This window comes from Burkholderia sp. SR8 (assembly GCF_052851275.1).
The window spans coordinates 37,800-59,732 of sequence record NZ_JAULUC010000008.1 but is presented as its reverse complement, the minus strand read 5'-3'; the positions used below and the strand labels follow the sequence as shown (position 1 = coordinate 59,732).

Annotated in this window: 22 protein-coding genes, 1 tRNA gene and 2 pseudogenes; 11 read left to right on the top strand and 14 right to left on the bottom strand. The window is 67.6% G+C overall.

Annotated elements, in window-relative coordinates; translation table 11 throughout:
• Positions 1–2 precede the first annotated feature (2 nt).
• The 3 genes from Q3A80_RS12455 to Q3A80_RS12445 are packed head-to-tail and all read right to left on the bottom strand — an operon-like array spanning position 3 to position 3,011.
• Positions 3–752, bottom strand: a complete 750-nt coding sequence (locus tag Q3A80_RS12455; protein ID WP_446329303.1) for a phosphoadenylyl-sulfate reductase — start codon at positions 750–752, stop codon at positions 3–5.
• Positions 749–1,306 carry a DUF934 domain-containing protein gene (locus tag Q3A80_RS12450; protein ID WP_446329302.1) on the bottom strand — a complete coding sequence of 186 codons (558 nt, stop codon included), beginning with the start codon at positions 1,304–1,306 and terminating at the stop codon, positions 749–751. Before Q3A80_RS12450 ends, Q3A80_RS12455 begins: the two co-directional genes overlap by 4 nt.
• 25 nt (positions 1,307–1,331) lie before the next feature.
• Positions 1,332–3,011, bottom strand: coding sequence for a nitrite/sulfite reductase (locus Q3A80_RS12445; RefSeq protein ID WP_446329301.1), 1,680 nt, complete (start codon positions 3,009–3,011; stop codon positions 1,332–1,334).
• 216 nt (positions 3,012–3,227) lie between these two features.
• On the opposite strand from Q3A80_RS12445, the gene Q3A80_RS12440 reads away from it, so the two are divergent.
• From Q3A80_RS12440 to Q3A80_RS12420, 5 genes and pseudogenes are all read left to right on the top strand, one after another.
• The gene (locus Q3A80_RS12440) at positions 3,228–4,169 is read left to right on the top strand and encodes a CysB family HTH-type transcriptional regulator (RefSeq protein ID WP_009689198.1); all 942 of its coding nucleotides are present in this window, start codon (positions 3,228–3,230) and stop codon (positions 4,167–4,169) included.
• An 88-nt stretch (positions 4,170–4,257) separates the two neighbouring features.
• Positions 4,258–5,415, top strand: coding sequence for an ABC transporter substrate-binding protein (locus Q3A80_RS12435; protein WP_446329502.1), 1,158 nt, complete (start codon positions 4,258–4,260; stop codon positions 5,413–5,415).
• A 102-nt stretch (positions 5,416–5,517) separates the two neighbouring features.
• Positions 5,518–5,602 (top strand) — tRNA-Leu (locus Q3A80_RS12430).
• Positions 5,603–5,755: 153 nt separating this feature from the next.
• Complete coding sequence (locus Q3A80_RS12425) at positions 5,756–5,923, top strand: hypothetical protein (RefSeq protein WP_446329300.1); 168 nt, start codon at positions 5,756–5,758, stop codon at positions 5,921–5,923.
• A gap of 19 nt (positions 5,924–5,942) precedes the next feature.
• Positions 5,943–6,095 (top strand): annotated as a pseudogene (locus tag Q3A80_RS12420) (oxidoreductase); the annotation flags it as partial.
• A gap of 35 nt (positions 6,096–6,130) precedes the next feature.
• Here the strand turns inward: Q3A80_RS12420 and Q3A80_RS12415 are convergent.
• Positions 6,131–7,021 carry an alpha/beta fold hydrolase gene (locus Q3A80_RS12415; RefSeq protein WP_446329299.1) on the bottom strand — a complete coding sequence of 297 codons (891 nt, stop codon included), beginning with the start codon at positions 7,019–7,021 and terminating at the stop codon, positions 6,131–6,133.
• 106 nt (positions 7,022–7,127) lie between these two features.
• On the opposite strand from Q3A80_RS12415, the gene Q3A80_RS12410 reads away from it, so the two are divergent.
• Positions 7,128–8,015, top strand: a complete 888-nt coding sequence (locus tag Q3A80_RS12410; RefSeq protein WP_446329298.1) for a LysR family transcriptional regulator — start codon at positions 7,128–7,130, stop codon at positions 8,013–8,015.
• 119 nt (positions 8,016–8,134) lie between these two features.
• On the opposite strand, the gene Q3A80_RS12405 is transcribed toward Q3A80_RS12410, so the two are convergent.
• The 3 genes and pseudogenes from Q3A80_RS12405 to Q3A80_RS12395 form a co-directional block, all read right to left on the bottom strand.
• The gene (locus Q3A80_RS12405) at positions 8,135–9,058 is read right to left on the bottom strand and encodes a LysR family transcriptional regulator (protein WP_446329297.1); all 924 of its coding nucleotides are present in this window, start codon (positions 9,056–9,058) and stop codon (positions 8,135–8,137) included.
• A 199-nt stretch (positions 9,059–9,257) separates the two neighbouring features.
• On the bottom strand, positions 9,258–10,031 hold the full coding sequence (locus tag Q3A80_RS12400) for an SDR family oxidoreductase (RefSeq protein ID WP_446329296.1): 774 nt from the start codon (positions 10,029–10,031) through the stop codon (positions 9,258–9,260).
• Between the two features lie 205 nt (positions 10,032–10,236).
• Positions 10,237–10,736, bottom strand: a pseudogene (locus Q3A80_RS12395) (DinB family protein).
• Between the two features lie 269 nt (positions 10,737–11,005).
• Between Q3A80_RS12395 and Q3A80_RS12390 the strand changes: the two are divergent.
• Together Q3A80_RS12390 and Q3A80_RS12385 are read left to right on the top strand one after the other, a co-directional pair.
• Positions 11,006–11,722: a pseudouridine synthase gene (locus Q3A80_RS12390; protein ID WP_446329295.1), complete on the top strand. Its 717-nt coding sequence runs from the start codon at positions 11,006–11,008 to the stop codon at positions 11,720–11,722.
• A 104-nt stretch (positions 11,723–11,826) separates the two neighbouring features.
• On the top strand, positions 11,827–12,015 hold the full coding sequence (locus Q3A80_RS12385; protein ID WP_446329294.1) for a hypothetical protein: 189 nt from the start codon (positions 11,827–11,829) through the stop codon (positions 12,013–12,015).
• Here Q3A80_RS12385 and Q3A80_RS12380 read toward each other — a convergent pair.
• The gene (locus Q3A80_RS12380) at positions 11,998–13,035 is read right to left on the bottom strand and encodes an NAD-dependent epimerase/dehydratase family protein (RefSeq protein ID WP_446329293.1); all 1,038 of its coding nucleotides are present in this window, start codon (positions 13,033–13,035) and stop codon (positions 11,998–12,000) included. The two genes, Q3A80_RS12385 and Q3A80_RS12380, sit on opposite strands and share 18 nt — an antisense overlap.
• A gap of 105 nt (positions 13,036–13,140) precedes the next feature.
• On the opposite strand from Q3A80_RS12380, the gene Q3A80_RS12375 reads away from it, so the two are divergent.
• The 3 genes from Q3A80_RS12375 to Q3A80_RS12365 all read left to right on the top strand — a co-directional run bounded on the left by Q3A80_RS12375 (position 13,141) and on the right by Q3A80_RS12365 (position 16,120).
• Complete coding sequence (locus Q3A80_RS12375; RefSeq protein WP_446329292.1) at positions 13,141–14,172, top strand: CDP-6-deoxy-delta-3,4-glucoseen reductase; 1,032 nt, start codon at positions 13,141–13,143, stop codon at positions 14,170–14,172.
• Positions 14,173–14,466: 294 nt separating this feature from the next.
• Positions 14,467–15,651: an acetylornithine transaminase gene (locus tag Q3A80_RS12370; protein WP_446329291.1), complete on the top strand. Its 1,185-nt coding sequence runs from the start codon at positions 14,467–14,469 to the stop codon at positions 15,649–15,651.
• A 13-nt stretch (positions 15,652–15,664) separates the two neighbouring features.
• Positions 15,665–16,120 (top strand): GNAT family acetyltransferase, encoded by a 456-nt coding sequence (locus tag Q3A80_RS12365; RefSeq protein WP_446329290.1) that lies wholly within the window; start codon positions 15,665–15,667, stop codon positions 16,118–16,120.
• Positions 16,121–16,144: 24 nt separating this feature from the next.
• On the opposite strand, the gene Q3A80_RS12360 is transcribed toward Q3A80_RS12365, so the two are convergent.
• The 6 genes from Q3A80_RS12360 to Q3A80_RS12335 all read right to left on the bottom strand — a co-directional run bounded on the left by Q3A80_RS12360 (position 16,145) and on the right by Q3A80_RS12335 (position 21,838).
• Complete coding sequence (locus tag Q3A80_RS12360) at positions 16,145–16,816, bottom strand: DUF2278 family protein (RefSeq protein WP_446329289.1); 672 nt, start codon at positions 16,814–16,816, stop codon at positions 16,145–16,147.
• 321 nt (positions 16,817–17,137) lie between these two features.
• Positions 17,138–17,854, bottom strand: coding sequence for an ABC transporter ATP-binding protein (locus Q3A80_RS12355; RefSeq protein WP_446329288.1), 717 nt, complete (start codon positions 17,852–17,854; stop codon positions 17,138–17,140).
• Complete coding sequence (locus Q3A80_RS12350) at positions 17,854–18,630, bottom strand: ABC transporter ATP-binding protein (protein ID WP_040141507.1); 777 nt, start codon at positions 18,628–18,630, stop codon at positions 17,854–17,856. Before Q3A80_RS12350 ends, Q3A80_RS12355 begins: the two co-directional genes overlap by 1 nt.
• Before the next feature lie 23 nt (positions 18,631–18,653).
• A complete protein-coding gene (locus Q3A80_RS12345; protein ID WP_446329287.1) occupies positions 18,654–19,823 on the bottom strand; it encodes an ABC transporter permease subunit in 1,170 nt (389 codons plus the stop codon).
• A 19-nt stretch (positions 19,824–19,842) separates the two neighbouring features.
• Entirely contained in the window at positions 19,843–20,793 is a 951-nt protein-coding gene (locus Q3A80_RS12340; protein WP_446329286.1) for a branched-chain amino acid ABC transporter permease, read from the bottom strand.
• A 211-nt stretch (positions 20,794–21,004) separates the two neighbouring features.
• Positions 21,005–21,838, bottom strand: coding sequence for a branched-chain amino acid ABC transporter (locus Q3A80_RS12335; RefSeq protein ID WP_446329501.1), 834 nt, complete (start codon positions 21,836–21,838; stop codon positions 21,005–21,007).
• Positions 21,839–21,933: the final 95 nt, after the last annotated feature.

The window sequence follows — 21,933 nt, the reverse complement described above, 5'->3', positions numbered from 1 at the left end:
TTTCAGTGCGCGGCGCCGGCTTCGGCATTCGCGGGAATCGGCGTGATCGTGATGTGCAGCCCGCATTCCTTCGTGTCGCGCGACTCCCACCACCAGCGACCGGCCCGGCTGTCTTCGCCGGGGCGGATCGCGCGCGTGCAGGGCTCGCAGCCGATGCTCGGGTAGCCGCGCGCGTGCAGCGGATTGACCGGCACGTCAAACGCCTTAAGGTACGCCCACACGTCGGCTTCCGTCCAGTCGGCGAGCGGGTTGTACTTCGCGATCCCGCGCGCTTCGTCCCGTTCTTCCTCGTGCAGCTCCGCACGCGTGACCGACTGCTCGCGGCGCTGGCCCGTGACCCACGCGCCGACGTCGGCCAGCGCGCGGTTCAGCGGCTCGACCTTGCGGATGTGGCAGCACGACTTGCGCAGCTCGACGCTTTCGTAGAACGCGTTCAGGCCGTGCTCGGCGACGTACTGGTCGACCGCGTCCTGCTGCGGGTGGAACTGCTCGATCTCGTAGCCGTAGCGCTCGCGCACGCGGTCGATCATGCCGAGCGTTTCCGCGTGCAGGCGGCCCGTGTTCAGCGAGAAGATGCCGATCGGCACGCCGTTCGACAGGATCGCATGCGTGAGCAGCATGTCTTCCGCAGCAAGGCTGCTCGCGAACTTCACCTTGTCGTGGCGCGCGCCGATCTGCGCGAGCAGCGCGTCGAGCCGCTCGACCTTCGCGGCGAGTTCCGGCGTCAGTGCGGTAGCGGGCGCGGTGCTCATGCGCTCACCTTGGCGTCGGGCGTCGCGACGTCGGACGCGGCAGCACGGCGGCGGAACAGCGGTGCCGGCTCGTCGAACGCGCCCTGGTAACGCTGCGTGAATTCGCCGAACGCGTTCAGCGCGTCGTGGATGTCCTTGTCGGCACGCACCGCGAATGCGTCGAAGCCGCAACGCGACATGTACAGCAGCTGGTCGCGCAGCACGTCGCCGATCGCGCGCAGCTCGCCGGTCCAGCCGTGGCGCTCGCGCAGCAGGCGGCCGATGCTGTAGCCGCGGCCGTCCGCGAAGCGCGGGAATTCCACGGCGATCAGCGAGATCGCGCCGAAGTCGGCCGCGAGATCGGCCGGCTCGCTGTCCGGCGCGAGCCACACGCCGAGTTCGTCCTTCGTCTTCGCGGCGACGAGCGCCGCGCGCTCGGCCTGCCACAACGCGAACGGCACCAGCACCTTGCCGGCCGGCAATGCGTCGACCGCGGGCAGCGCACCGTCTTGCGCCGCGCGCACGACCTGCCATGCGTCGTCGATCACTGCGCGGTTCTTGATAATCGAAGCCATCTGCAAATTCCTTCTACCCGGTTGGTTACGCGTTCACTGCCTGGCGCGCCGCATACACGCGCTCCTTGAACGGCGCGATGCCGATGCGGTCGTACGTGTCGATGAAGCGCTCGCCGTCGATGCGTGCGTCGACGAACGTGTCGATCAGCTTCGCGATCACGTCCGGCACTTCTTCCGCCGAGAACGACGGCCCGATCACGCGGCCGAGGCGCGCACCGTTCTGGCCCGTGCCCTGCTCGCCGCCCAGCGACACCTGGTACCACTCGGAACCGTCCTTGTCGACGCCGAGAATGCCGATGTTGCCGACGTGATGGTGACCGCACGAGTTCATGCAGCCCGAGATGTTCAGCGACAGGTCGCCGAGGTCGTACACGTAGTCCAGGTCGTCGAAACGCTGCTGGATCGCGAGCGCGATCGGGATCGACTTCGCGTTCGCGAGCGAGCAGAAGTCGCCGCCCGGGCACGCGATGATGTCGGTCAGGAGGCCGATGTTCGGCGTCGCGAAACCGGCCGCCTTCGCCTTTTCCCACAGCGCGAACAGGTCGCGCTTCTTCACGTTCGCGAGAATCAGGTTCTGCTCGTGCGACACGCGCAGCTCGCCGAACGAGTACGCGTCGGCCCAGTCGGCCACCTGCTCCATCTGCTCGGCCGTCGCGTCGCCCGGGGCCACGCGGTGGTCCTTCAGCGACAGCGTGACGGCTGCATAGCCGGGCACCTTGTGCGGCGCGACGTTGCGCTCGACCCAGCGCGCGAACGCCTTGTTCTCCAGCAGGTGCTGTTCGAACGACGCGTCGGTGTCGGCCAGCTTCTCGTAGACGGGCGGCTGGAAGTACTGCGACACGCGGTCGAGCTCGGCCTGCGTGAGCGTCGACGGGCCGTCCTTCAGGTGCTGCCACTCTTCCTCGACCTGCTGCGCGAACTTCGCCGGCGACAGCGCCTTCACGAGGATCTTGATCCGCGCCTTGTACAGGTTGTCGCGGCGGCCGTAGCGGTTGTACACGCGCAGCACGGCTTCGCAGTACGTGATCAGGTGCTGCCACGGCAGGTCTTCCTTGATCACCGCACCGACGATCGGCGTACGGCCGAGGCCGCCGCCCGCGAGGATGCTCGCGACCACTTCGCCCTGCGCGTTCTTCTTCAGGTACACGCCGAGGTCGTGGATCTGCACGGCCGCACGGTCGTGCTTCGAGCCGGACACCGCGATCTTGAACTTGCGCGGCAGCCACGCGAATTCCGGATGGAACGTCGACCACTGGCGCAGGATCTCGGCCCACGGACGCGGATCGATCTCTTCGTCCTGCGCGACGCCGGCGAACTGGTCGGCCGTGATGTTGCGGATGCAGTTGCCCGACGTCTGGATCGCGTGCATCTGCACCGACGCGAGCTTCGCGAGGATCTCGGGCGTTTCTTCGAGCTGGACCCAGTTGAACTGGATGTTCGAGCGCGTCGAGAAGTGGCCGTAGCCGCGATCATGCTCGCGCGCGATGCGCGCCAGCATCCGCAGCTGCTCGCTGCGCAGGTTGCCGTACGGAATCGCGATGCGGTGCATGTACGCGTGGCGCTGCATGTACAGGCCATTCTGCAGGCGCAGCGGACGGAACTCGTCTTCGCTCAACTCGCCAGACAGGCGGCGGCGCACCTGATCGCGGTACTGCGCGACTCGCTCGTCGACGATCGTCTGGTCGTACTGGTCGTACTGATACATTCGGGGACCCCAGGGTTTTCGTGGTGACCGCGCGACGTCCTAGCCACGTCGCGCCCGAATCTCCGTTCCGCCGCCATCGCCGGCCTTCCGCTGCCCGGCTGGATTGCTAATGACGAAAACAGATATCCATATTTGAAAAACTCCGGTGAATCGTAATAAACTCGCCTTATATTTCAAACGACTAAAAAATTCTGTTGATATGCGGAAGGGTTATAAATGAACCTGCACCAATTTCGCTTCGTGCGCGAGGCCGTCCGGCAGAATTTCAACCTCACCGAGGCCGCCAAGGCGCTGTATACGTCGCAACCGGGGGTATCGAAGGCGATCATCGAGCTCGAGGACGAGCTCGGCGTGGAGATCTTCACGCGGCACGGCAAGCGCGTGCGCTCGCTGACCGAGCCGGGCAGGATCATCCTCGCGTCGGTCGAGCGGATCCTGCAGGAGGTCGAGAGCCTTAAAAGGGTCGGAAAAGACTATGCGGCACAGGATCAGGGCAACCTGACGATCGCGGCGACGCACACGCAGGCGCGCTACTCGCTGCCGGCCGCGATCGCCGAATTCAAGAAGCGCTTCCCGAAGGTGCACCTGTCGATCCTGCAGGGCAGCCCGACACAGGTCGCCGAAATGGTGATCCACGACCAGGCCGATCTCGCGATCGCGACCGAGGCGATCGCCGACTACAAGGAGCTCGTGTCGCTGCCCTGCTTCCAGTGGCATCACGCGGCCGTCGTGCCGGCCGATCACCCGCTGCTCGAACGCAAGCCGGTCACGCTCGACGATCTCGCGCAGTATCCGCTGATCACGTACGACGACGCGTTCGCGGGCCGCAAGAAGATCAACCACGCGTTCGCGCTGCGCGGGCTGTCGCCGGACATCGTGCTCGAGGCGATCGACGCCGACGTGATCAAGACCTATGTCGAGCTCGGCCTCGGCGTCGGGATCATGGCCGACATCGCGTTCAACCCGGAGCGCGACCGCAACCTGCGGCTGATTCCGGTCGGCCACCTGTTCGGCAGCAACGTGACGCGCGTCGCGCTCAAGCAGGGCGCCTACCTGCGCAGCTATGTGTATACGCTCGTCGAGCTGCTGTCGCCGACGCTGAACCGCAAGCTGATCGAGCAGGCGCTCAAGGGCGAATCCGAATCGTACGAGCTTTGACGGACAGGTATAAACACGGGGGCGCACATTGCGCCCCTTTTTGTTGCCCGACGGAGATGGAGATTCCCGCATGACGCTGCCCGCCCTGTTGCGACTTCCCGCCCTGTTGCGCCGCGCCGCCGGCGCGACCCTCGTGCTCGCCTGCACGGCCGCACACGCCGACCTGAAGGTCGGCGTCGACCTGTCGTCGACCGGCCCGGCCGCCGTGATCGGCATCACCAGCAAGAACGCGATCCTGATGTGGCCGAAGACGATCGCCGGGCAGCCGGTGCAGGTGACGGTGCTCGACGACGCGTCCGATCCGGGCACCGCCGTGCGCAACATCCGCAAGCTGGTCGACGAGGATCACGTCGACGTCGTGGTCGGGCCGAACATCACGCCGGCCGCGCTCGCGGCGCTCGACGCGGTGGCGGCTGCCCAGACGCCGATGATCACGCTGGTCGGCTCCGGCGCGATCGTCGAGCCGCAGGAAGGCGCGCGGACCTGGGCGTTCAAGATGGCGCAGAGCGACAGCGCGATGGCCGACGTGATGACGCGCTACATGGCCAACCACGGCGTGAAGACGGTCGGCTTCATCGGCTTCGCGGACAGTTACGGCGACAGCTGGCTGAACGAGTTCTCGCGCTTCGCGGAAGTGCGCAAGATCCGCGTGATCGCAACCGAGCGCTTCAACCGCACCGACGCGAGCGTCACCGGCCAGGCGCTGAAGCTGATCGCGGCGAAGCCCGACGCGATCCTGATCGCGGGCTCGGGCACGCCGGCCGTGCTGCCGCAGCGCACGCTGATCGAGCGCGGCTACAAGGGCGCGATCTACCAGACGCACGGGATCGCGACGCCGGAATTCATCAAGCTCGGCGGCAAGGATGTCGACGGCACGCTGTTCCCGACCCAGCCGGTCGTCGTCGCACGCACGCTGCCTGCCGACCATCCGGCGCGCAAGGCCGCGCTGGCCTTCGTCGACGCGTATGAAGCGAAATACGGCGCCGGCACCGTCACGCAGTTCGCGGGCGACGCGGCGGGCGTGTACCCGCGCCTCGCGGACGCGGTCGGCCGCGCGCTGAAGACCGCGCAGCCCGGCACGCCGGCCTTCCGCGCGGCGCTGCGGCGCGAGCTCGAACGCGCGCATGAACTCGTCGTGCCGAACGGCGTCGTCAATACCAGCAACAAGGATCATGTGGGCCTCGACCAGCGCGCCAGCGTGATGGGGATCGTGAAGCACGGCCAGTTCGTGTACCTGAGCCAGTAGGACGCGGCCGGTCGCGGGGCTGCTTGCCCGCTGCCCCATTTTCCGCCATAATCCGCGTTTCGCCGCGCGCAATCTGCACCATCGCTGCGCGGTCAGGATCAAGCCCAGGTGGTGAAATTGGTAGACGCAGGGGACTCAAAATCCCCCGCCGCAAGGCGTGCCGGTTCGATTCCGGCCCTGGGCACCAGTATTTCGCAGCGTCATGCGCTGCCTCTGTCGAAACCCGCGCAAGCTCGCCGCTTCGCGGGTTTTTCGTTTTTGCCGCATGCGATGCGAATGCGCAACGCGGCGCGCCCGTTGGCGGTCCAAGCAGCAGGAATTGCGAACACGGAGGCCGGCCATGTTCACGCGCGCGATGTCACGCCCGATTCGCGTCGGCCTGCTCGCCGTGCTGCTGTCGGTCATGCTCGGCGGATGCGAATTGCTTCGCGAGCCGCCCGTGCCCGAGTGGCCGGGGCCGCATGCGCCCTACCCGTTCCCGGACAACGTTCCGCACCGCACCGAGTGATCCGACGCAGTCTCGCGCCGCGGCGCCAGCCGGCAAGTGTCCATACCGCGCATTCGTCGCCCCGTCGCAGGACGGCGCCGAGGAAGTATTTCGCGTCGGCGATCGCATCCGCCGTCAAATGTTCAGGAACATCGGGCTCGCCGATCTGCTCGCGCCCCGCGTCGGCGGTTGAGCGCCGCCCCGTTACGCACCGCGCCGGCCGGCGCATCAATCGCGTTCGCAGAACCGCAGAATCGCGTCCGCAACGATCGCCGGCGCCTCGCGCTGCGGAAAGTGCCCGACGCCGTCGAGCACGGTGCGCTCGTAGCGCCCCGCGAAGAACCGCTCGCGCCCCGCCGAGCCGTCCGGGTGATTGCAGGTATCCGCGCCGCCATGCAGCACGAGCGTCGGCACGGACAGCACGGGCGCCGGATTCAGCCGCGCGTCGTCGTCCGCATAGGCCGGCGTGCCGGCCGCGAAGCCCCAGCGCTGCCGGTACGAGTGCAGCACGACATCGATCCAGTCGGGCCCGTCGAACGCGTCGGCGGCCGCGTCGAATTCCGCGACCCGGTACCAGCCGGCAGGCGACCACGTATCCCACATCAGCCGCGCGAACGCGCGACGATCGTCGCGCAGCGCCTGCTCGCCGCGCGGCGTCGCCATATACCAGTGGTACCAGTAGTTGCGCGCCTGCTGCAGCGACAGCGGCTGGCCGGGATCGTTGGTGCCATAGCCGACCGACAGCATCACCAGGTGCGCGGCGACGTCGGCGCGCAGCCCGCAGGCGTTCGCGACCGCGCGCGCGCCCCAGTCATGGCCGACCAGCACGGGCCGTTCGAGACCCAGCACGTCGACGAAATCCAGCACGTCGCGCCCGAGCGCCGCGAGCTGGCCGCTGCGCGGCACCGTCGGATCGCGAAACCGGGTCGGCGCGAAGCCGCGCAAGGCCGGCGCCAGCACGCGATAGCCGCCCGCGGCGAGCATCGAGGCCACCGCTTCCCAGCCGACCGCGCTGTCCGGCCAGCCATGCAGCAGCACGGCCGTGCGCGCGCCGCGCGGATTCCATTCGAGATACGCGACGTCGAGCGACGCGGTCGTCGCATGTCGATAAGCAGTCATCGCGCGCTCCTGTGGGTTCAGTCCAGAGGTCGATGGTAGATCGACGTCTCGTCACGATTCGCGGAGTATCATGATTCATTCTTCGAATATCGCGTTGAATACATCGATGGAACCGCTGACCGACCCCGCATCGAGCGCGCTCGACATCACGCTGCTGCGCACTTTCCTCGAAGTGGTCGACCGCCACGGCTTCGCGCCGGCCGCCGAACGCCTCGCGCTGACGCCGTCGGCGGTCAGCGGCCACATCAAGCGGCTCGAGCAGGCGGCCGGCACGGTGCTGCTCGCGCGCACCACGCGCCGCGTCGCGCTCACGCCGGCCGGCGACACGCTGTATGCATACGCGCGCAACATCGTCGACATGGAACGCGAAGTGCGCGCCCGCCTGCGCGGTGCGCCGGCGCACGGCCCGCTGCGCGTCGGCGCGTCGGAGGACTTCGCGGGCACGTGGCTGCCGCAGGTGCTGCGCACGTTCCGCGACAGCCATCCGCGCACGTCGATCGAACTGAAGGTCGGCATCACCGCGGCGCTGTTGCGGGAGCAAACGCTGGGCCGGCTCGACATCGTGTTCGGCAAGCAATGCCGGCAGGTCGACACGCCCGGCGAACTGCTGTGGGAGGAACCGCTCGTATGGGCGTTCGCGGCGGATACGGCGCTCGACGCCGACGACGGTGTGCCGCTCGCGCTGTTTCCGGAGCCGTGCGTGTATCGGGAAGCCGCGGTGTCCGCGCTCGCGGCCGCGCTGCGGCCGTTTCGCGTGCTGTTCGAAAGCGCGAGCATGGCCGGCTGCATGTCGGCTGCGCTCGCCGGCTTTGCGGTCACGGCGCTCGCGCGCAGCCAGTTGCGCGACGGCCTGCGCGAATGCGGAGTGCACGACGGGCTGCCGGCGCTGCCGGCCGCGCGCTTTTACGCATTCGCGGCGAAACCCGACGGCGCCGGCGCCGCGCTGATCGAGGCGGTCCGGGCGACCGGGCGCACGCGACAGTTCACCGCCTGAGCGCGTGCCGAGCGGTCGCCGCACGTACCGCACGTGTCGCGGCGCGCCGACGCCGATCGGGCGGCGTCACCGCCCGGCGAACCGCGCACGGCGCCGCGGTTGCACGCACACTGCCGCTTTCAGTCGCCGCTGCCGCGCGCGTCGTTCAACGCATCCGCCATCAGCTCGCCGAACCACTCGACGAACGCATTGAGCCGCCTCGACCGATGGCGGCGATGCGGATATACGGCCGATACGTCCATCGGCGCGGCGCGATGGCCGGGCATCACCTCGACGAGCGCACCGCTGTCGAGCAGGTGCACGACGTCGAAGCGCGGAATCTGGATCAGCCCCATTCCGGCGATGCAGCTCGCGATATAGGTTTCGGCGTTGTTGACGATCACGCGGCTCGGCAACGTCAGCGTATGCCGTGCGCCGTCCGTGCAGTATTCCCAGTCGAGCTCGCGGCCGGTCGTCGGCGACGCATAGCCGATCGCCCAGTGCCCGTGCGCGAGCGCATCCGGATGCTCGGGCACGCCGCGTTCGCGCAGATAGTCGGGGCTCGCGCAGTTGATCAGCGCGAACTGTCCGAGCGGCCGCACGACGAGGCTGCTGTCCGCGAGCCGCCCGACGCGGATCGCGCAATCGACACCCTCCTGCACGAGATCGATCGAGCGGTCCGTCGAGCCGAGCGACAACTGCAGCTTCGGGTGGCGGCGAAACAGCGACGGCAGCGCGGGCGCGATCACGCGGCGCGCGATCCGGCTCGGCGCATCGACGTTCAGCCGCCCGATCACGTCGCGATCGCGGCGCCGGAACAGGCGGTCGAGCTCGTCGGCTTCCGCGAGCAGCCGGCGGCCGCGCTCGAGCAGCAACGCGCCGTCGGCGGTCAGCTGGACCTGCCGCGTCGTGCGGTGCAGCAGGCGCGTGCCGAGCGCCGTCTCGAGCTGCTGAACCGCCGCGGACACAGTCGCACGCGGCACGTCGAGCGCATGCGCGGCCTTGATGAAGCTGCCCATTTCGGCAACCTGAAGGAAGATTCTGACCTGGTCCAGCTTGTCCATCGGCAGCGCAAAACGTGGGTTCGGACGACCGTCACCGGCAAGCGCCGCACATCGCGGCCGTTGGCAGGCCGGTGCGGCAACACGAAAGAAACGGGCGCGCGGCATCGAGCCCGCGCGCCCGTCCATTGTCCATGCAAACGGTCCAGTGCGGCGCACCGCGCGCCCGCCGCGACCGCCCGCGGACCACGGGCAAGGCCCGTTACTTGGTCGTATAGCCGCCGTTGATCAGGATCGTCTGGCCGGTGATCCACCAGCCGTCGGTCACCAGATGGCGGATGAACGGCACGACGTCCTCGATGTCGGTGAGGCCCGTCTTGCTGAACGGCGACAGTGCGGCCGCCGTCTTGTGATACGCGACCGCGTCCGCGCCTTCGGCCGGATAGAAGAACGGCGTGTCCATCGGGCCCGGGCCGACCGCCGTCACCGAGATCCCGCGCGCGCCGTACTCCTTCGATGCCGCGCGCGTGAAGTGCTCGACCGGCGCCTTCGATCCTTCGTAGGCCGCATAGAACGGCGTGAACGCGCCGAGCAGCGACGTCACGAGCGTGACGAGCTTGCCGTGGTCTTCCAGATGCCGCCCCGCTTCCTTGATGAAGAAGAACGCCGACTTGCTGTTGACCGCGAACATCTCGTCGTATTCGGCCTCCGAAATTTCGGTGAACGGCTTCTTCAGCACCTTGCCGACGGTGTTGATCGCGATGTCGATCTTGCCGAAGCGCTGCTTCGCGTCGCCGAACAGCTGCTCGACCGCGGCGGCGGTCGTCAGGTCGCCCTGGAACGTCGCGGCCTCCGCGCCGGCCGCCCGCACCGCGGCGGCCGTCTCGTCGGCCTGCGCCTGCGATGCCGCGCTGTTGTAGTGAATCGCCACCGCCTTCGCGCCGTGGCCGGCCAGATCCCGGGCGATCAGGCCGCCGAGATTCTTGGCGCCGCCTGCGATCAGGACGACCTTGTCTGCGAGCGTGTGATTAGCCACGGTTGACTCCTTTTTGCGTTGAACGAAGCTAGGAGTGTAGGCACGCGCGCCGCGCCGGTCAGCCCGGTGCGGCTGGATGGCTTATCCAGAAAAACGATCCAATCGACAGGCCGCAAGGGTGGCCTGCCCCACCGACGGCGACGCCGGAATCTGCCGGACCGATGCGCGCGGACGCTGGCCGCACCGGCCCGCGAGGCCGCGTGGGTCAGCGCGCGTACAGCACCGCGTCGATCTTGCCGAGCAGCCACTGCATGCCGGCCAGATGCTGCTGGTCGTGGCTGCACAGGTAATGAAGCAGGCCGCGCACGGTGAGCACGCCGTAGCCGTCGAACTCGCCGGTACGTGCGAACTGTTCGGGCGTCAGCCGCGACACCAGGTCGAGCGTTTGCCGCCGCGCGTCGCGAATGGCCGCGAGCACGTCGGACGCGTACGCGGCGTCGTAGCGGCGCTCGAGCGCGAGCGCGTCGCCGTCGACCGACACGAGCAGCGGGTGGTCCTCGTCGAGCATTCGCCGCAGCCGCACGTGGTAGCCGTCGATCTCGATGTCGCGCACGTGGCAGAGCTGCCCGAGCGGCGAGAAGCGCTCGCTCGGAATCCCGCTCCAGTCGTCGGGCGTCCAGCGTGCATAGCCGTCCGGCACGGCCGCGAAATGGGCTTCGAGCTGGCGGGAAAATCGGCGAGTGCGTCGAGCGTCGTCGGGTTCATGCGGCAGACTCCGGGTGGGATGAAGGCGGCGACAGCCCTGGCACGGGCCTGCGTCCGCCGTGGCACTACGTCACGCTGAAGCCGTATGCACGCTGCGTGCAAGATCGGTCGATCGCGGCGTCCAGCGACGGGGCAGCCTTGCGGCCGACCGGAAGCGCAGCGGACGGCATGGACTGCCATGAAGCATGAACGCGCGGCGCTCCGGCAGCTTACCAGCGCGGGCGCGTTCGTGCCGGCGCCGGCACGCCGCTTGATAGAATGCGCGCGCTATGGATCTCGAAAGCATTCTCTACACGCAGGGCTTCGGCTCGCGCCGCCAGTGCCGCGGCCTGATCGAAACGGGCCGCGTCACCGTCGCGGGCGCGTGCGCGACCGATCCCGACGCGACCTTCGACACCGGCGGCCTCGTCTTCACGGTCGACGACATCGCGTGGCCGTTCCACGCCCGCGCCTATCTCGCGCTCAACAAGCCGGCCGGCTACGAGTGCTCGCGCGAGCCGCAACACCACGCGAGCGTGTTCAGCCTGCTGCCCGCGCCGCTCGTCGCGCGCGGCGTGCAGTGCGTCGGCCGCCTCGACCAGGACACGACAGGCCTGCTGCTGCTGTCCGACGACGGCCAGTTCGTGCACGCGTACACGTCGCCGAAACGCAAGGTGCCGAAGACTTACGTCGCGACCGTGCGCCACCCGCTCGACGACGCCCAGCTGAACGCGTTGCGCACCGGCGTGCAGCTGCACGGCGAGCCGAAGCCGCTCGCGGCGGTCGCCGCCGACGCACGCGACACGCACGCGCTCGCGCTGACCGTCCTCGAAGGCAAATATCATCAGGTGAAACGCATGGTGGCCGCGGCCAGCAACCGCGTCGAGGCACTGCACCGCGAAAGCATCGGCGGCTTCACGCTGCCGGACGACCTCGCGCCAGGCGCGTGGCGCTGGCTCGACGAAAACGACCTGTCAGCGCTGCGCAATCCCGTCAAAACCCTGTAAGGGAAAATCCGCACGACCGTTCGGTGTCCGGCCGCCTCGCGGCCGCAGTTCCCCCGCTATACTCAAATCACAAGCTGTACGAGCAGCGATGCAGGGGAGACATCATGAACATCAACCATTCTTTCGAACTGTCGTACGTGATGATCGCGTTCGCGGTCGTGGGCGCCATCGTGATCGGCGCGCTGCTGGCCACGATGCACATGAAGCACAAATATCATCCGAACCTGATCGGCGCGATGATCGGTGCGCTGCTGTGCTTCCTGCTGATCGAGGCGTTACCGGCGCTGACCTGACGTGCCGCCCGGCGCGAGCGTTTGAAGGAATTCGTCTACGGTCGGATAGCGCAACGTCACGCACAATTCGGCCTTGAGCCGTGCATTCGACAGGCGCCGCGACTCGCGCATGAACGACAGGAGCGTCGGCTCGAGCTGTTGCTCGGCGTCCGCGCGGCTGATGCGCGGCGGCGGCGGCAGGCCGAACGCCTGCGCGACCCGGTCGAAATACTCTCCCATCCGCAGTTCGCTGTCGTCCGACGCGTGCACCGCGCGCGCCGGCTTGCCGCGCACGGCCGCGCGGCGCAGGATCGCCGCGAGATCGTCCGCGTGGATGTGGTTCGTGTAGACGTCGTCGGCGGCGTCGAGCGCCGGCGTGCCGCGCTCGAGCCGCGCGAGCGGCAGCCGGTTCGCCGCATAGATGCCGGGAATCCGCACGATGCGCGCGGACAGCACGCCGCGCACCGTTGCCGCGCGCAGCTGACGCTCGGCCGACACGCGCCGGAACGCGCGCGGATTCGCGGGGCGCGGCGGCCGCGTCTCGTCGATCCGCGCACCGCCGCAATCGCCGTAAACGCCCGTCGTGCTCGCGTAGACGAGCGTCGGCGCGCGAAGGCCGTCGGGTACAATACGCGCTGCCCGGGCCGGCCCGCCGGCCTGCCGCATCGCGGCGCGCAGCGTGCGCAGCCGGCCGACCGGCGTGACGGCCGATGCGGAACAGCGCCGCGCGGGCACGGACAATGCGGCGATCAGCGCACGCGTGCGGCGATCGTCGCGGCCCTCGGATTGCGGAGGCGCAAGATGCAGGACCGTGCGGGCGAGCCCGCCGATGCGCCGGAGCGTCGCGCGGCGATCGAGGTTGCCGACGATCGGCACAGCGCCCGCCGCGCGCAATTCGCCGCAGCGGCCCGGGTGGCTCGTCAGCGCGACGATGCGCAGGTCGGGGCGCGCTTCGCGCCATTGCGCGACGCAGCGCAGGCCGACGTCGCCGCAGCCGACGATCAATGCGCGCGGCCGGCGCAGGATTCGAGTCGCGATCATGTTGGTTGCGAAATCAGTTGCCACGTTGCGCGGCGCGCAACGGGCTTGCATTGTAGCTGCCGTGCGTGAGATGCACGGTCCCCACATTTTGTTCTATTTGGTTCTATGGCATTCAACGTTACTCTCAAGCAAAGCGGCCGGCAGTTCCAGGTCGAATCGGACGAAACCGTGCTGGCGGCGGCGCTGCGCCAGAACGTCCATCTGCCGTACGGATGCAAGAATGGCGCGTGCGGCTCGTGCAAGGGCCAGATCGTGTCGGGCCAGATCGAACAGGGCCCGCATGCCGCATCGGCACTGTCCAACGACGAACGCACGCGCGGCCTCGCGCTGCTGTGCTGCTCGAAGGCGCAATGCGACCTCGAGATCGACGTGCGTGAAATCGCCGGCGTCGACGGCGTGCAGGTGAAGAAGCTGCCGTGCCGGATCGCCGCGCTCGAACGCAAGGCGGACGACGTGATGGTCGTGAAGCTGCAGCTGCCGGCCAACGAACGCCTGCAATACCTCGCCGGCCAGTACGTCGAGTTCATCCTGAAGGACGGCTCGCGCCGCAGCTACTCGATGGCGAATGCGCCGCACGAGGAAGGCCCGATCGAGCTGCACATCCGCCACATGCCGGGCGGCAAGTTCACCGACCACGTGTTCGGCGCGATGAAGGAGCGCGACATCCTGCGCTTCGAAGGCCCGCTCGGCACGTTCTTCCTGCGCGAGGATTCCGACAAGCCGATCGTGCTGCTCGCGTCGGGCACCGGCTTCGCGCCGATCAAGGCGATCATCGAGCACGTGAAGCATACGGGCATCACGCGCCCGATGACGCTCTACTGGGGCGCCCGCCGCAAGAAGGACATCTACCTCGGCGCGCTCGCCGAGCAATGGGCGCGCGAGATCCCCAACTTCAAGTACGTGCCGGTGCTGTCCGAGCCGGACGACGCCGACCAGTGGACCGGCCGCACCGGCTTCGTCCACCGCGCGGTGATCGAGGACCTGCCCGATCTGTCCGGTCACCAGGTGTACGCGTGCGGCGCGCCGGTGATGGTCGAATCCGCGCAGCGCGACTTCACGCAGCACCACGCGCTGCCGGCCGACGAGTTCTACGCGGACTCGTTCACGAGCGCCGCCGATCTCGCGCATCCGGTCTGAGCCCCGGGCGCATGAGCGCCCCGCTGCGCGCGCCGCCGTGTCACATGCGTGGCATCGCGGCGGTTTACAGTGGGGCGCGGGATGCCTTATGCTTGCGCACATGAACCGCTACCTGTCCGCTCTCCGACGTCGCCGCTCGCCGCTCCGCCCGGATGCCGCCGGCTCGTCACGGACTCGCGCGTAACCCTCCTCCGCTTCACCGGTTACGCACAAGCTGTTCGACCCACCAGCCACGGCCTTCCGTGGCTTTTTTATTGCCCGTTTCCCTTTCAACGTCCGCTGGAGTCTGCTGCCATGCCCCTGAACGATTACCCGATCGACTCGCTGATGTACATCACGAACCGCCCCGACATCGTGTTTACGCACGGCAAGGGTTCGTGGCTCTACGATCACACGGGCAAGCGCTATCTCGACTTCATCCAGGGCTGGGCCGTCAACAGTCTCGGCCACTGCAACGACGGCGTCGTCGACGCGCTGAAGCGCCAGGCGGAAAAGCTGCTGAACCCGTCGCCAGCGTTCTACAACGAACCGATGGCGAAGCTCGCGGGGCTGCTCACGCAGCACAGCGTATTCGACAAGGTGTTCTTCACGAACAGCGGTGCGGAAGCGAACGAAGGCGCGATCAAGCTCGCGCGCAAATGGGGCCGCAAGTTCAGGAACGGCGCGTACGAGATCATCACGTTCGATCACAGCTTCCACGGCCGCACGCTCGCGACGATGTCGGCGAGCGGCAAGCCGGGCTGGGACACGATCTACGCGCCGCAGGTGCCGGGCTTCCCGAAGGCCGAGCTGAACAACATCAACTCGGTCGAGAAGCTGATCAGCGACAAGACCGTCGCCGTGATGCTCGAGCCGATCCAGGGCGAAGGCGGCGTGATCCCGGCGACGCGCGAATTCATGCGCGAACTGCGCGCACTGACGAAGCAGCACAACCTGCTGCTGATCGTCGACGAAGTGCAGAGCGGCTGCGGCCGCGCGGGCACGCTGTTCGCGTACGAGCTGTCGGACATCGAGCCGGACATCATGACGCTCGGCAAGGGCATCGGCAGCGGCGTGCCGCTCGCGGCGCTGCTGTCGAAGGCCGACGTCGCGGTGTTCGAGGCCGGCGACCAGGGCGGCACGTACAACGGCAACCCGCTGATGACGGCGGCCGGCTATTCGGTGATCTCGCAGCTCGTCGCGCCCGGCTTCCTCGAAGGCGTGCGTGCGCGCGGCGAGTACCTGAAGCGCAAGCTGCTCGAGCTGTCGGAAGAGCGCGGCTTCGAGGGCGAACGCGGCGAAGGCCTGCTGCGCGCGCTCTTGCTCGGCAAGGACATCGGGCCGCAGATCGTCGAGAAGGCGCGCGACATGCAGCCCGACGGCCTGCTGCTGAATGCGGCGCGCCCGAACCTGCTGCGCTTCATGCCGGCGCTGAACGTGACGACCGACGAAATCGACCGGATGATGGCGATGCTGCGGTCGATCCTCGACACGCTGTAAGGAGCGCACCGCGATGGATGCCGCCGCCGATGCCGTCGTGATCCGCCCGTTCGAGCGCGCCGACACGGATGCCGTGCTGGCCGTCTGGCGCGACGCGTTCCCGCAGTACGACAAGGCCGGCGCGCCGCCGCACCGCGATCCGCTGCGATCGATCGAGCTGAAGCTCGCGACCCAGCCGGAGCTGTTCTTCGTCGCGGCCTGCGGCGCGCGGGTCGTCGGCACGCTGATGGCGGGTTTCGACGGACATCGCGGCTGGCTCTACTCGTTCGGCGTGTCGAACGACGCGCGGCGGCTCGGCATCGGCCGCGCGCTGATCGCGCATGCGGAACGCGCGCTCGCCGCGCGCGGCTGTCTGAAGATCAATCTGCAGGTGCTGCCCGGCAACGACGATGCGTGCCGCTTCTATGCGGCGCTCGGCTATCGCGTCGAGGAGCGCATCTCGTTCGGCAAGGCGCTGCCGGCTGCGTGACGCCGCCGGCCGCCACCGCTGCCGTCAGCGCGTGATCGGCCCGGCGTCCGGCAGCGGATTGCCGAGCGCGTCGGTCGGCACGGCCTGCTGCTCGAATGCCGCGAAATACGCGGCCCATTGCGTGTCGCTCACGCGCACGATCAGCGCGCCGTCCTGCCATACGTCGTTGTGATCGTTGCGGTCGTCACCTGCGCGATGCAGGTAGTTCGCGCCGGTCGAACCCTGGTTCATGTGCGTGTCGTGGATGCCGTTGCCTTCCGCATACGTACGGCCGAACACGACGACGTCGAGCCCCTGCGACTGCGCGGCATTCACGAGCCGCAGCAGCGACGGGATCGGCTCCGCGTTCTCGGTGCCGTCCATCACCGCGCTCGCGCGCCATGCGCCCGTCTCGTTCAGGATGTCGCTGCGCAGATAGTCGAGCGCCGGCAGCGCGGTGTGCCCGGTCAGGTCGGTATAGCCTTCGGCCGCGGCCGCAAGCGTCACCGTGACCGGATGATGGAAATCGTAGACGAGCTTGTAGTTCAGCAGGTCGTCCGCGTCGTTGGTGCCGACGTTGACCGCGACGTCCCAGTCGCCGGTCGGCAACGCGAGCGTCAGGTGGATGTGATACTGGATTTCGCCGCCGTGCGGCGAACCCTTCAGCCGCGCCACCGACGTCACCTTCGCCTTCACGAAACCGTAGTCCAGACTCATGCGTGCTCTCCATGTCCCGATGGATCGATCATGGTACGCGGCCGGCGTGTCGGTTTGCGGACGGCCGGTTGCGGACGGCCGGTTGCGGACGGCCGGTTGCGGATGGCCGGTAGCGGACGGCCGCTTCCCGACGTCATTCGTGCCGCCCTGTGCCGCGCCGCATGGCCCGCGTCACCGCCGAATGAATGGAGTCGCATCCGCGCGCACAGTTCGCGGCCGGCTGCGCAAAACGAAAAAAGGCTGCCACGGCAACCCATGACAGCCTTTCGAAAGCCGTTGCGCGGCACGCCGGCATCCGCCGCCGCGCCGCACCCGGCCCGTTCATTCGCCGAGATACGCAGCCCGCACCTTCGGATCGTCGAGCATCTGCTTCGCGTCGCCTTCCATCGTGACCGTGCCCGAGTCCATCACGTAACCGCGGTCGGCGGCCTGCAGCGCGAGGCGTGCGTTCTGCTCGACCAGCAGCACCGTGATGCCCTCCTTCGAGATCTCGCGCACCACTTCGAAGATCTTCTCGACCATGATCGGCGACAGGCCCATCGACGGCTCGTCGAGCAGCAGCAGTTTCGGCTTGCTCAGAATCGCGCGCGACATCGCCAGCATCTGCTGCTCGCCGCCCGACAGCGTGCCCGCGAGCTGCGTCGCACGCTCCTTCAGACGCGGGAAGAAGCCGAACATCCGGTCGACGTCCTTCTTGATCTGGTCGTTGTCGTTGCGCAGGTACGCGCCCATCTGCATGTTCTCGATGATCGACATGCGCGCGAAGATCCCGCGGCCTTCCGGCACCATCGCGAGGCCGCGCTTGAGCAGCTCGTGCGGCGGGATGCCCTTGATCGACTTGCCGTCGTACTCGATGTCGCCCGCCGAGTACGGCTTCAGGCCGGTGATCGCCTTCATCGTCGTGGTCTTGCCGGCGCCGTTCGCACCGATCAGCGTCACGAGCTCGCCCTGACGGACTTCCATGTCAACGCCCTTGACGGCCTGAATGCCGCCGTAGTTGACCTGCAAGCCCTTGATTTTCAACATTGCCGCTGCCATCAGTGCACCCCTGCGCCGAGATATGCCTCAATCACCTTCGGATTCTTCTGCACGTCCTGCGGCAGACCCTCGGCGATCACCTTGCCGTAATCGAGCACCGTCATCCGGTTGCACAATCCCATCACGAGCTTCACGTCGTGCTCGATCAGCAGAATCGTGCGGCCGTCCGAACGGATCTTGTCGAGCAGGCGCGTGAGTTCGACCTTCTCGGTCGCGTTCATCCCGGCCGCCGGCTCGTCGAGCGCGAGCAGCTTCGGGTCGGTCGCCAGCGCCCGTGCGATTTCGAGACGACGCTGGTGGCCGTACGACAGGTTGCGCGACGTGTAGTCCGCGTACTGCAGCACGCCGACGTATTCGAGCAGCTCGATCGCGCGCTCCTTGATCTCGCGCTCTTCCTGGCGCTCCGCCGGCGTCTGGAACACCGCGCCGAGCAGCCCGTGCTTGGTGCGCACGTGGCGGCCCACCATCACGTTCTCGAGCGCGGTCATCCCGCCGAACAGGCGGATGTTCTGGAACGTACGCGCGATGCCGGCCTTCGCGACCTGGTGCACGGCCGTCGGCGTGTAGTTCTCGCCGTCCAGCTTGAAGTCGCCGGAGTCCGGCGTGTAGAGGCCCGTGATCACGTTGAAGAACGTCGTCTTGCCGGCGCCGTTCGGGCCGATCAGCCCGTAGATCTCGCCTTCCTTGATCTGCAGGCCGACGTCGGACAGCGCCTGCAGCCCGCCGAAGCGCTTGTTCACGCCCGTGACGGACAGTCGGATTTGCTTGTCGCTCATGTGTATAACCCCTTGTCCGTTGGTTAAGCGCGCACCGGCTTCTTGCTGTTGCGCTTCGCCAGTTTCGCGATCTTGTCCTCATGCTTCGGCGCGGGCCACAGGCCTTCCGAGCGGTACAGCATGATGACGACCATCGCGAGGCCGTACAGCGCCTGACGGATCACTTCGGTATCGACGATGTCATGGCCGAACAGCGCGTGCTGCAGCGGGCTCATCGTCGAGCGCAGGAATTCCGGGAAGATCGCGAGCAGCACCGCCCCGAGAATCACGCCCGGGATGTGGCCCATGCCGCCGAGCACCACGCAGGCCAGCACGACGATCGATTCCCAGAACGTGAACGACTCGGGCGACACGAAGCCCTGGAACGCGCCGAACATCGCGCCCGACAGGCCGCCGAACGACGCGCCCATCGCGAACGCGAGCAGCTTCACGTTGCGGGTGTTGATGCCCATTGCCTTCGCGGCGATTTCGTCTTCGCGGATCGCGGCCCATGCACGGCCGATACGCGAGTGCTGCAGACGCGTACAGACCCAGATCACCAGCAGCGCGCACAGCACGAACAGGTAGTAGTACATGTAGACCGACGGCAGCTGGAAGCCGAAGATCGAGTGCGTCTGCGACAGGTTGAAGCCGCCGACGTGCACCGGGTCGATGCCCGTGATCCCCTTCGGGCCGTTCGTGATGTTCACCGGACGATCGAGGTTGTTCATGAAGATCCGGACGATTTCACCAAAGCCCAGCGTGACGATCGCCAGGTAGTCGCCGCGCAGGCGCAGCGTCGGCGCGCCGAGCAGGATCCCGAAGGTCGCCGCCAGCGCCATCGCGATCGGCACGATGATCAGGAACGGCACGTGCAGCCCGTTCGGCGCGAGCGCCGCGATCCACTCGAACTGCGAGGTCAGGTGCGGCGAGCTCAGCAGCGCCGCCGTGTACGCGCCCACCGCGTAGAACGCGATGTAGCCGAGGTCGAGCAGGCCGGCGAAGCCGACCACGACGTTCAGGCCGAGCGCGAGCATCACGTACAGCATCGCGAAGTCGAGCACGCGAACCCAGTAGTTGCCGCCTGCCGAGCCGATGATGATCGGCGCCGCGATCACGAAGGCCGCGGTCAGGATGCCGATGATGACGGTCTTGGTGGTGTTGCGCTCTTCGACGAGCGACGTCGACGATTCGATCGGTTGAATGGATGTCATGTTGTTTGCTCCCCTTCCGTTACGCGCGGTCCGCGACACGTTCGCCCAGCAGGCCCGACGGACGGAACACCAGCACGATGATCAGCACGATGAATGCGAACACGTCCTGGTAGTTACTGCCGAACACGCCGCCCGTGAGGTTGCCGATGTAGCCCGCGCCGAGCTGCTCGATCAGGCCGAGCAGCACGCCGCCGACCATCGCGCCGCCGAGGTTGCCGATCCCGCCGAGCACCGCGGCCGTGAACGCCTTCATGCCGGGGATGAAGCCCATGTAGAAGTGCACGTTGCCGTATTCGGACGCGATCATCACGCCGGCCAGTGCGGCAAGCGCGGAGCCGATCATGAACGTCGCCGAGATCACGAAGTTCGGGTTCACGCCCATCAGGCTCGCGGTGTTCGGGCTTTCGGCGATCGCACGCATCGCGCGGCCGAGCTTCGTCTTGTGGACGAGCAGCAGCAGGCCGCCCATCACGATGAACGCGACCGCGATGATCACGATTTCAGTGACCGAGATCACGGCGCCCGGCGTCGTGTCGGTCGCCTTGATCACGTTGATCGGATCGGTCGGCAGCAATTGCGGGAACGGCAGCGGGTTGCGCGACCAGATGATCATCGCGGCCGTCTGCAGCAGGATCGACACGCCGATCGCGGTGATCAGCGGCGCGAGACGCGGCGCGCGGCGCAGCGGCCGGTACGCGACGCGTTCGATCGCGAAACCGACGAACGCACAGACGACCGCGGCGATGCCCAGGCCGATCGTCAGCGTCGCGACGTTGCCGAGTTGCGGGAAGTGGTTCTGCAGCACGGTGATCGCCGACAGGGCGACCATCGCGCCGATCATCAGCACGTCGCCGTGCGCGAAGTTGATGATGCCGAGAATGCCGTACACCATCGTGTAACCCAACGCGATGATGGCGTACACACTGCCGAGCACCAGCCCGTTGAGGATCTGCTGGACGAAAATATCCATTTAAAGCTCCTTGGCCCATGCTGCCGGAGGACGTTGCGCCCCGCGGGTAAGCGAGGAATCGCGCCTTCTCGGCGACACTGCGGGTACTAGTCGATACCGGTAAGGGTGGATCGTCCCGGCGCGCGCCGCCCGGCCTGTACGGCCGGACCTGCCGCCGGAGCGGATACAAAAACGGCACCGCACTGTTCCGGTGCCATCATGAGTCCCGTCGCTAAATCGTCACGACATCGAGGACGGTGGTGTTGGCCTCCTTGAAGTCGTAGGGCAGCGTGCCGAAACGGCCGGCGTCCGGTTTCCCGGCTTCCGTGCCTTTTTCCGTCCGGGCCGGGGCGAGCCCCGCGTCCGGGCAGATCAGGTTCCGCACCGCGTCGCCCGCGGGCTCGACCACCTTGACGGCGCACATGCCGTTGTCGCCAAGGGTTTGCGCTCCGATGCCGGACGCCGGCGCGGCAAGCGGGCCGTCCGCCGCCGCCCGCGCGGCGCCCGAACGGGCAACGCGAAGGTGGCGCCCGACTTTCGTCAGGACTGCGTCGGAATTCGGGAAACGAAGCAGACCGCCCGCCGCGACGTGACAAGCCGCGGCGACACGCTGTTTCGTCGAATCGAAATGAAAGGGGATCAGTGACATCTGCACGTCGCCTGCGTTGCCCCGAAACCCGGGCGCCCGTCGTTCGACGCGCGCTGCTGCTGCCGCGTGACGGCCGGCGGCTCGTTGTCGGGCACCCTGCGTGCCCGTCGCCCGGTCGATCGCCACGCCGCCGGCACGCGCCGCGTGCCGTGTCGAATGCATGCCGATCTGCGAGCCCTGCGCGTTGAATGCGTCGATCGCCAAACGTGCCCCGTTGTCCCTGTCACTGTCCGATTGCGCACTGCGGCACGCCGACCGCACCGCACGCCCGGTTCCGGCAGCGCGCACGTCGCTGGCCGCCGGTACCGCGTCTGCCGCAGCCGCCCTGCCCGCCCGGCCGTCGCTCGTTTTCACGTCACCGGCAAGCATTGCAACCGGTGCGGCGACGTACCTGGCGTAAGCCAACTCCACATGCATCGAATAGGTCTCCCGCGCCTTGCCAAAACCCGATTTCAAAGCCGTTCAGGCCTGAAAACGGGCGCATTGTAACTCCATTTATAGGCCGCCAATAA

Excerpts from the sequence above, each read along its gene's own strand:
- Q3A80_RS12455 (WP_446329303.1), bottom strand. The coding sequence starts at position 752 with ATGAGCACCGCGCCCGCTACCGCACTGACGCCGGAACTCGCCGCGAAG.
- Q3A80_RS12355 (WP_446329288.1), bottom strand. The coding sequence starts at position 17,854 with ATGGCAGCGGCAATGTTGAAAATCAAGGGCTTGCAGGTCAACTACGGC.
- Q3A80_RS12365 (WP_446329290.1), top strand. The coding sequence starts at position 15,665 with ATGGATGCCGCCGCCGATGCCGTCGTGATCCGCCCGTTCGAGCGCGCC.
- Q3A80_RS12415 (WP_446329299.1), bottom strand. The coding sequence starts at position 7,021 with ATGACTGCTTATCGACATGCGACGACCGCGTCGCTCGACGTCGCGTAT.
- Q3A80_RS12385 (WP_446329294.1), top strand. The coding sequence starts at position 11,827 with ATGAACATCAACCATTCTTTCGAACTGTCGTACGTGATGATCGCGTTC.
- Q3A80_RS12405 (WP_446329297.1), bottom strand. The coding sequence starts at position 9,058 with ATGGACAAGCTGGACCAGGTCAGAATCTTCCTTCAGGTTGCCGAAATG.
- Q3A80_RS12340 (WP_446329286.1), bottom strand. The coding sequence starts at position 20,793 with ATGGATATTTTCGTCCAGCAGATCCTCAACGGGCTGGTGCTCGGCAGT.
- Q3A80_RS12335 (WP_446329501.1), bottom strand. The coding sequence starts at position 21,838 with ATGCATGTGGAGTTGGCTTACGCCAGGTACGTCGCCGCACCGGTTGCA.
- Q3A80_RS12410 (WP_446329298.1), top strand. The coding sequence starts at position 7,128 with ATGGAACCGCTGACCGACCCCGCATCGAGCGCGCTCGACATCACGCTG.
- Q3A80_RS12440 (WP_009689198.1), top strand. The coding sequence starts at position 3,228 with ATGAACCTGCACCAATTTCGCTTCGTGCGCGAGGCCGTCCGGCAGAAT.
- Q3A80_RS12450 (WP_446329302.1), bottom strand. The coding sequence starts at position 1,306 with ATGGCTTCGATTATCAAGAACCGCGCAGTGATCGACGACGCATGGCAG.
- Q3A80_RS12425 (WP_446329300.1), top strand. The coding sequence starts at position 5,756 with ATGTTCACGCGCGCGATGTCACGCCCGATTCGCGTCGGCCTGCTCGCC.
- Q3A80_RS12445 (WP_446329301.1), bottom strand. The coding sequence starts at position 3,011 with ATGTATCAGTACGACCAGTACGACCAGACGATCGTCGACGAGCGAGTC.
- Q3A80_RS12375 (WP_446329292.1), top strand. The coding sequence starts at position 13,141 with ATGGCATTCAACGTTACTCTCAAGCAAAGCGGCCGGCAGTTCCAGGTC.
- Q3A80_RS12370 (WP_446329291.1), top strand. The coding sequence starts at position 14,467 with ATGCCCCTGAACGATTACCCGATCGACTCGCTGATGTACATCACGAAC.
- Q3A80_RS12345 (WP_446329287.1), bottom strand. The coding sequence starts at position 19,823 with ATGACATCCATTCAACCGATCGAATCGTCGACGTCGCTCGTCGAAGAG.
- Q3A80_RS12360 (WP_446329289.1), bottom strand. The coding sequence starts at position 16,816 with ATGAGTCTGGACTACGGTTTCGTGAAGGCGAAGGTGACGTCGGTGGCG.
- Q3A80_RS12350 (WP_040141507.1), bottom strand. The coding sequence starts at position 18,630 with ATGAGCGACAAGCAAATCCGACTGTCCGTCACGGGCGTGAACAAGCGC.
- Q3A80_RS12390 (WP_446329295.1), top strand. The coding sequence starts at position 11,006 with ATGGATCTCGAAAGCATTCTCTACACGCAGGGCTTCGGCTCGCGCCGC.
- Q3A80_RS12380 (WP_446329293.1), bottom strand. The coding sequence starts at position 13,035 with ATGATCGCGACTCGAATCCTGCGCCGGCCGCGCGCATTGATCGTCGGC.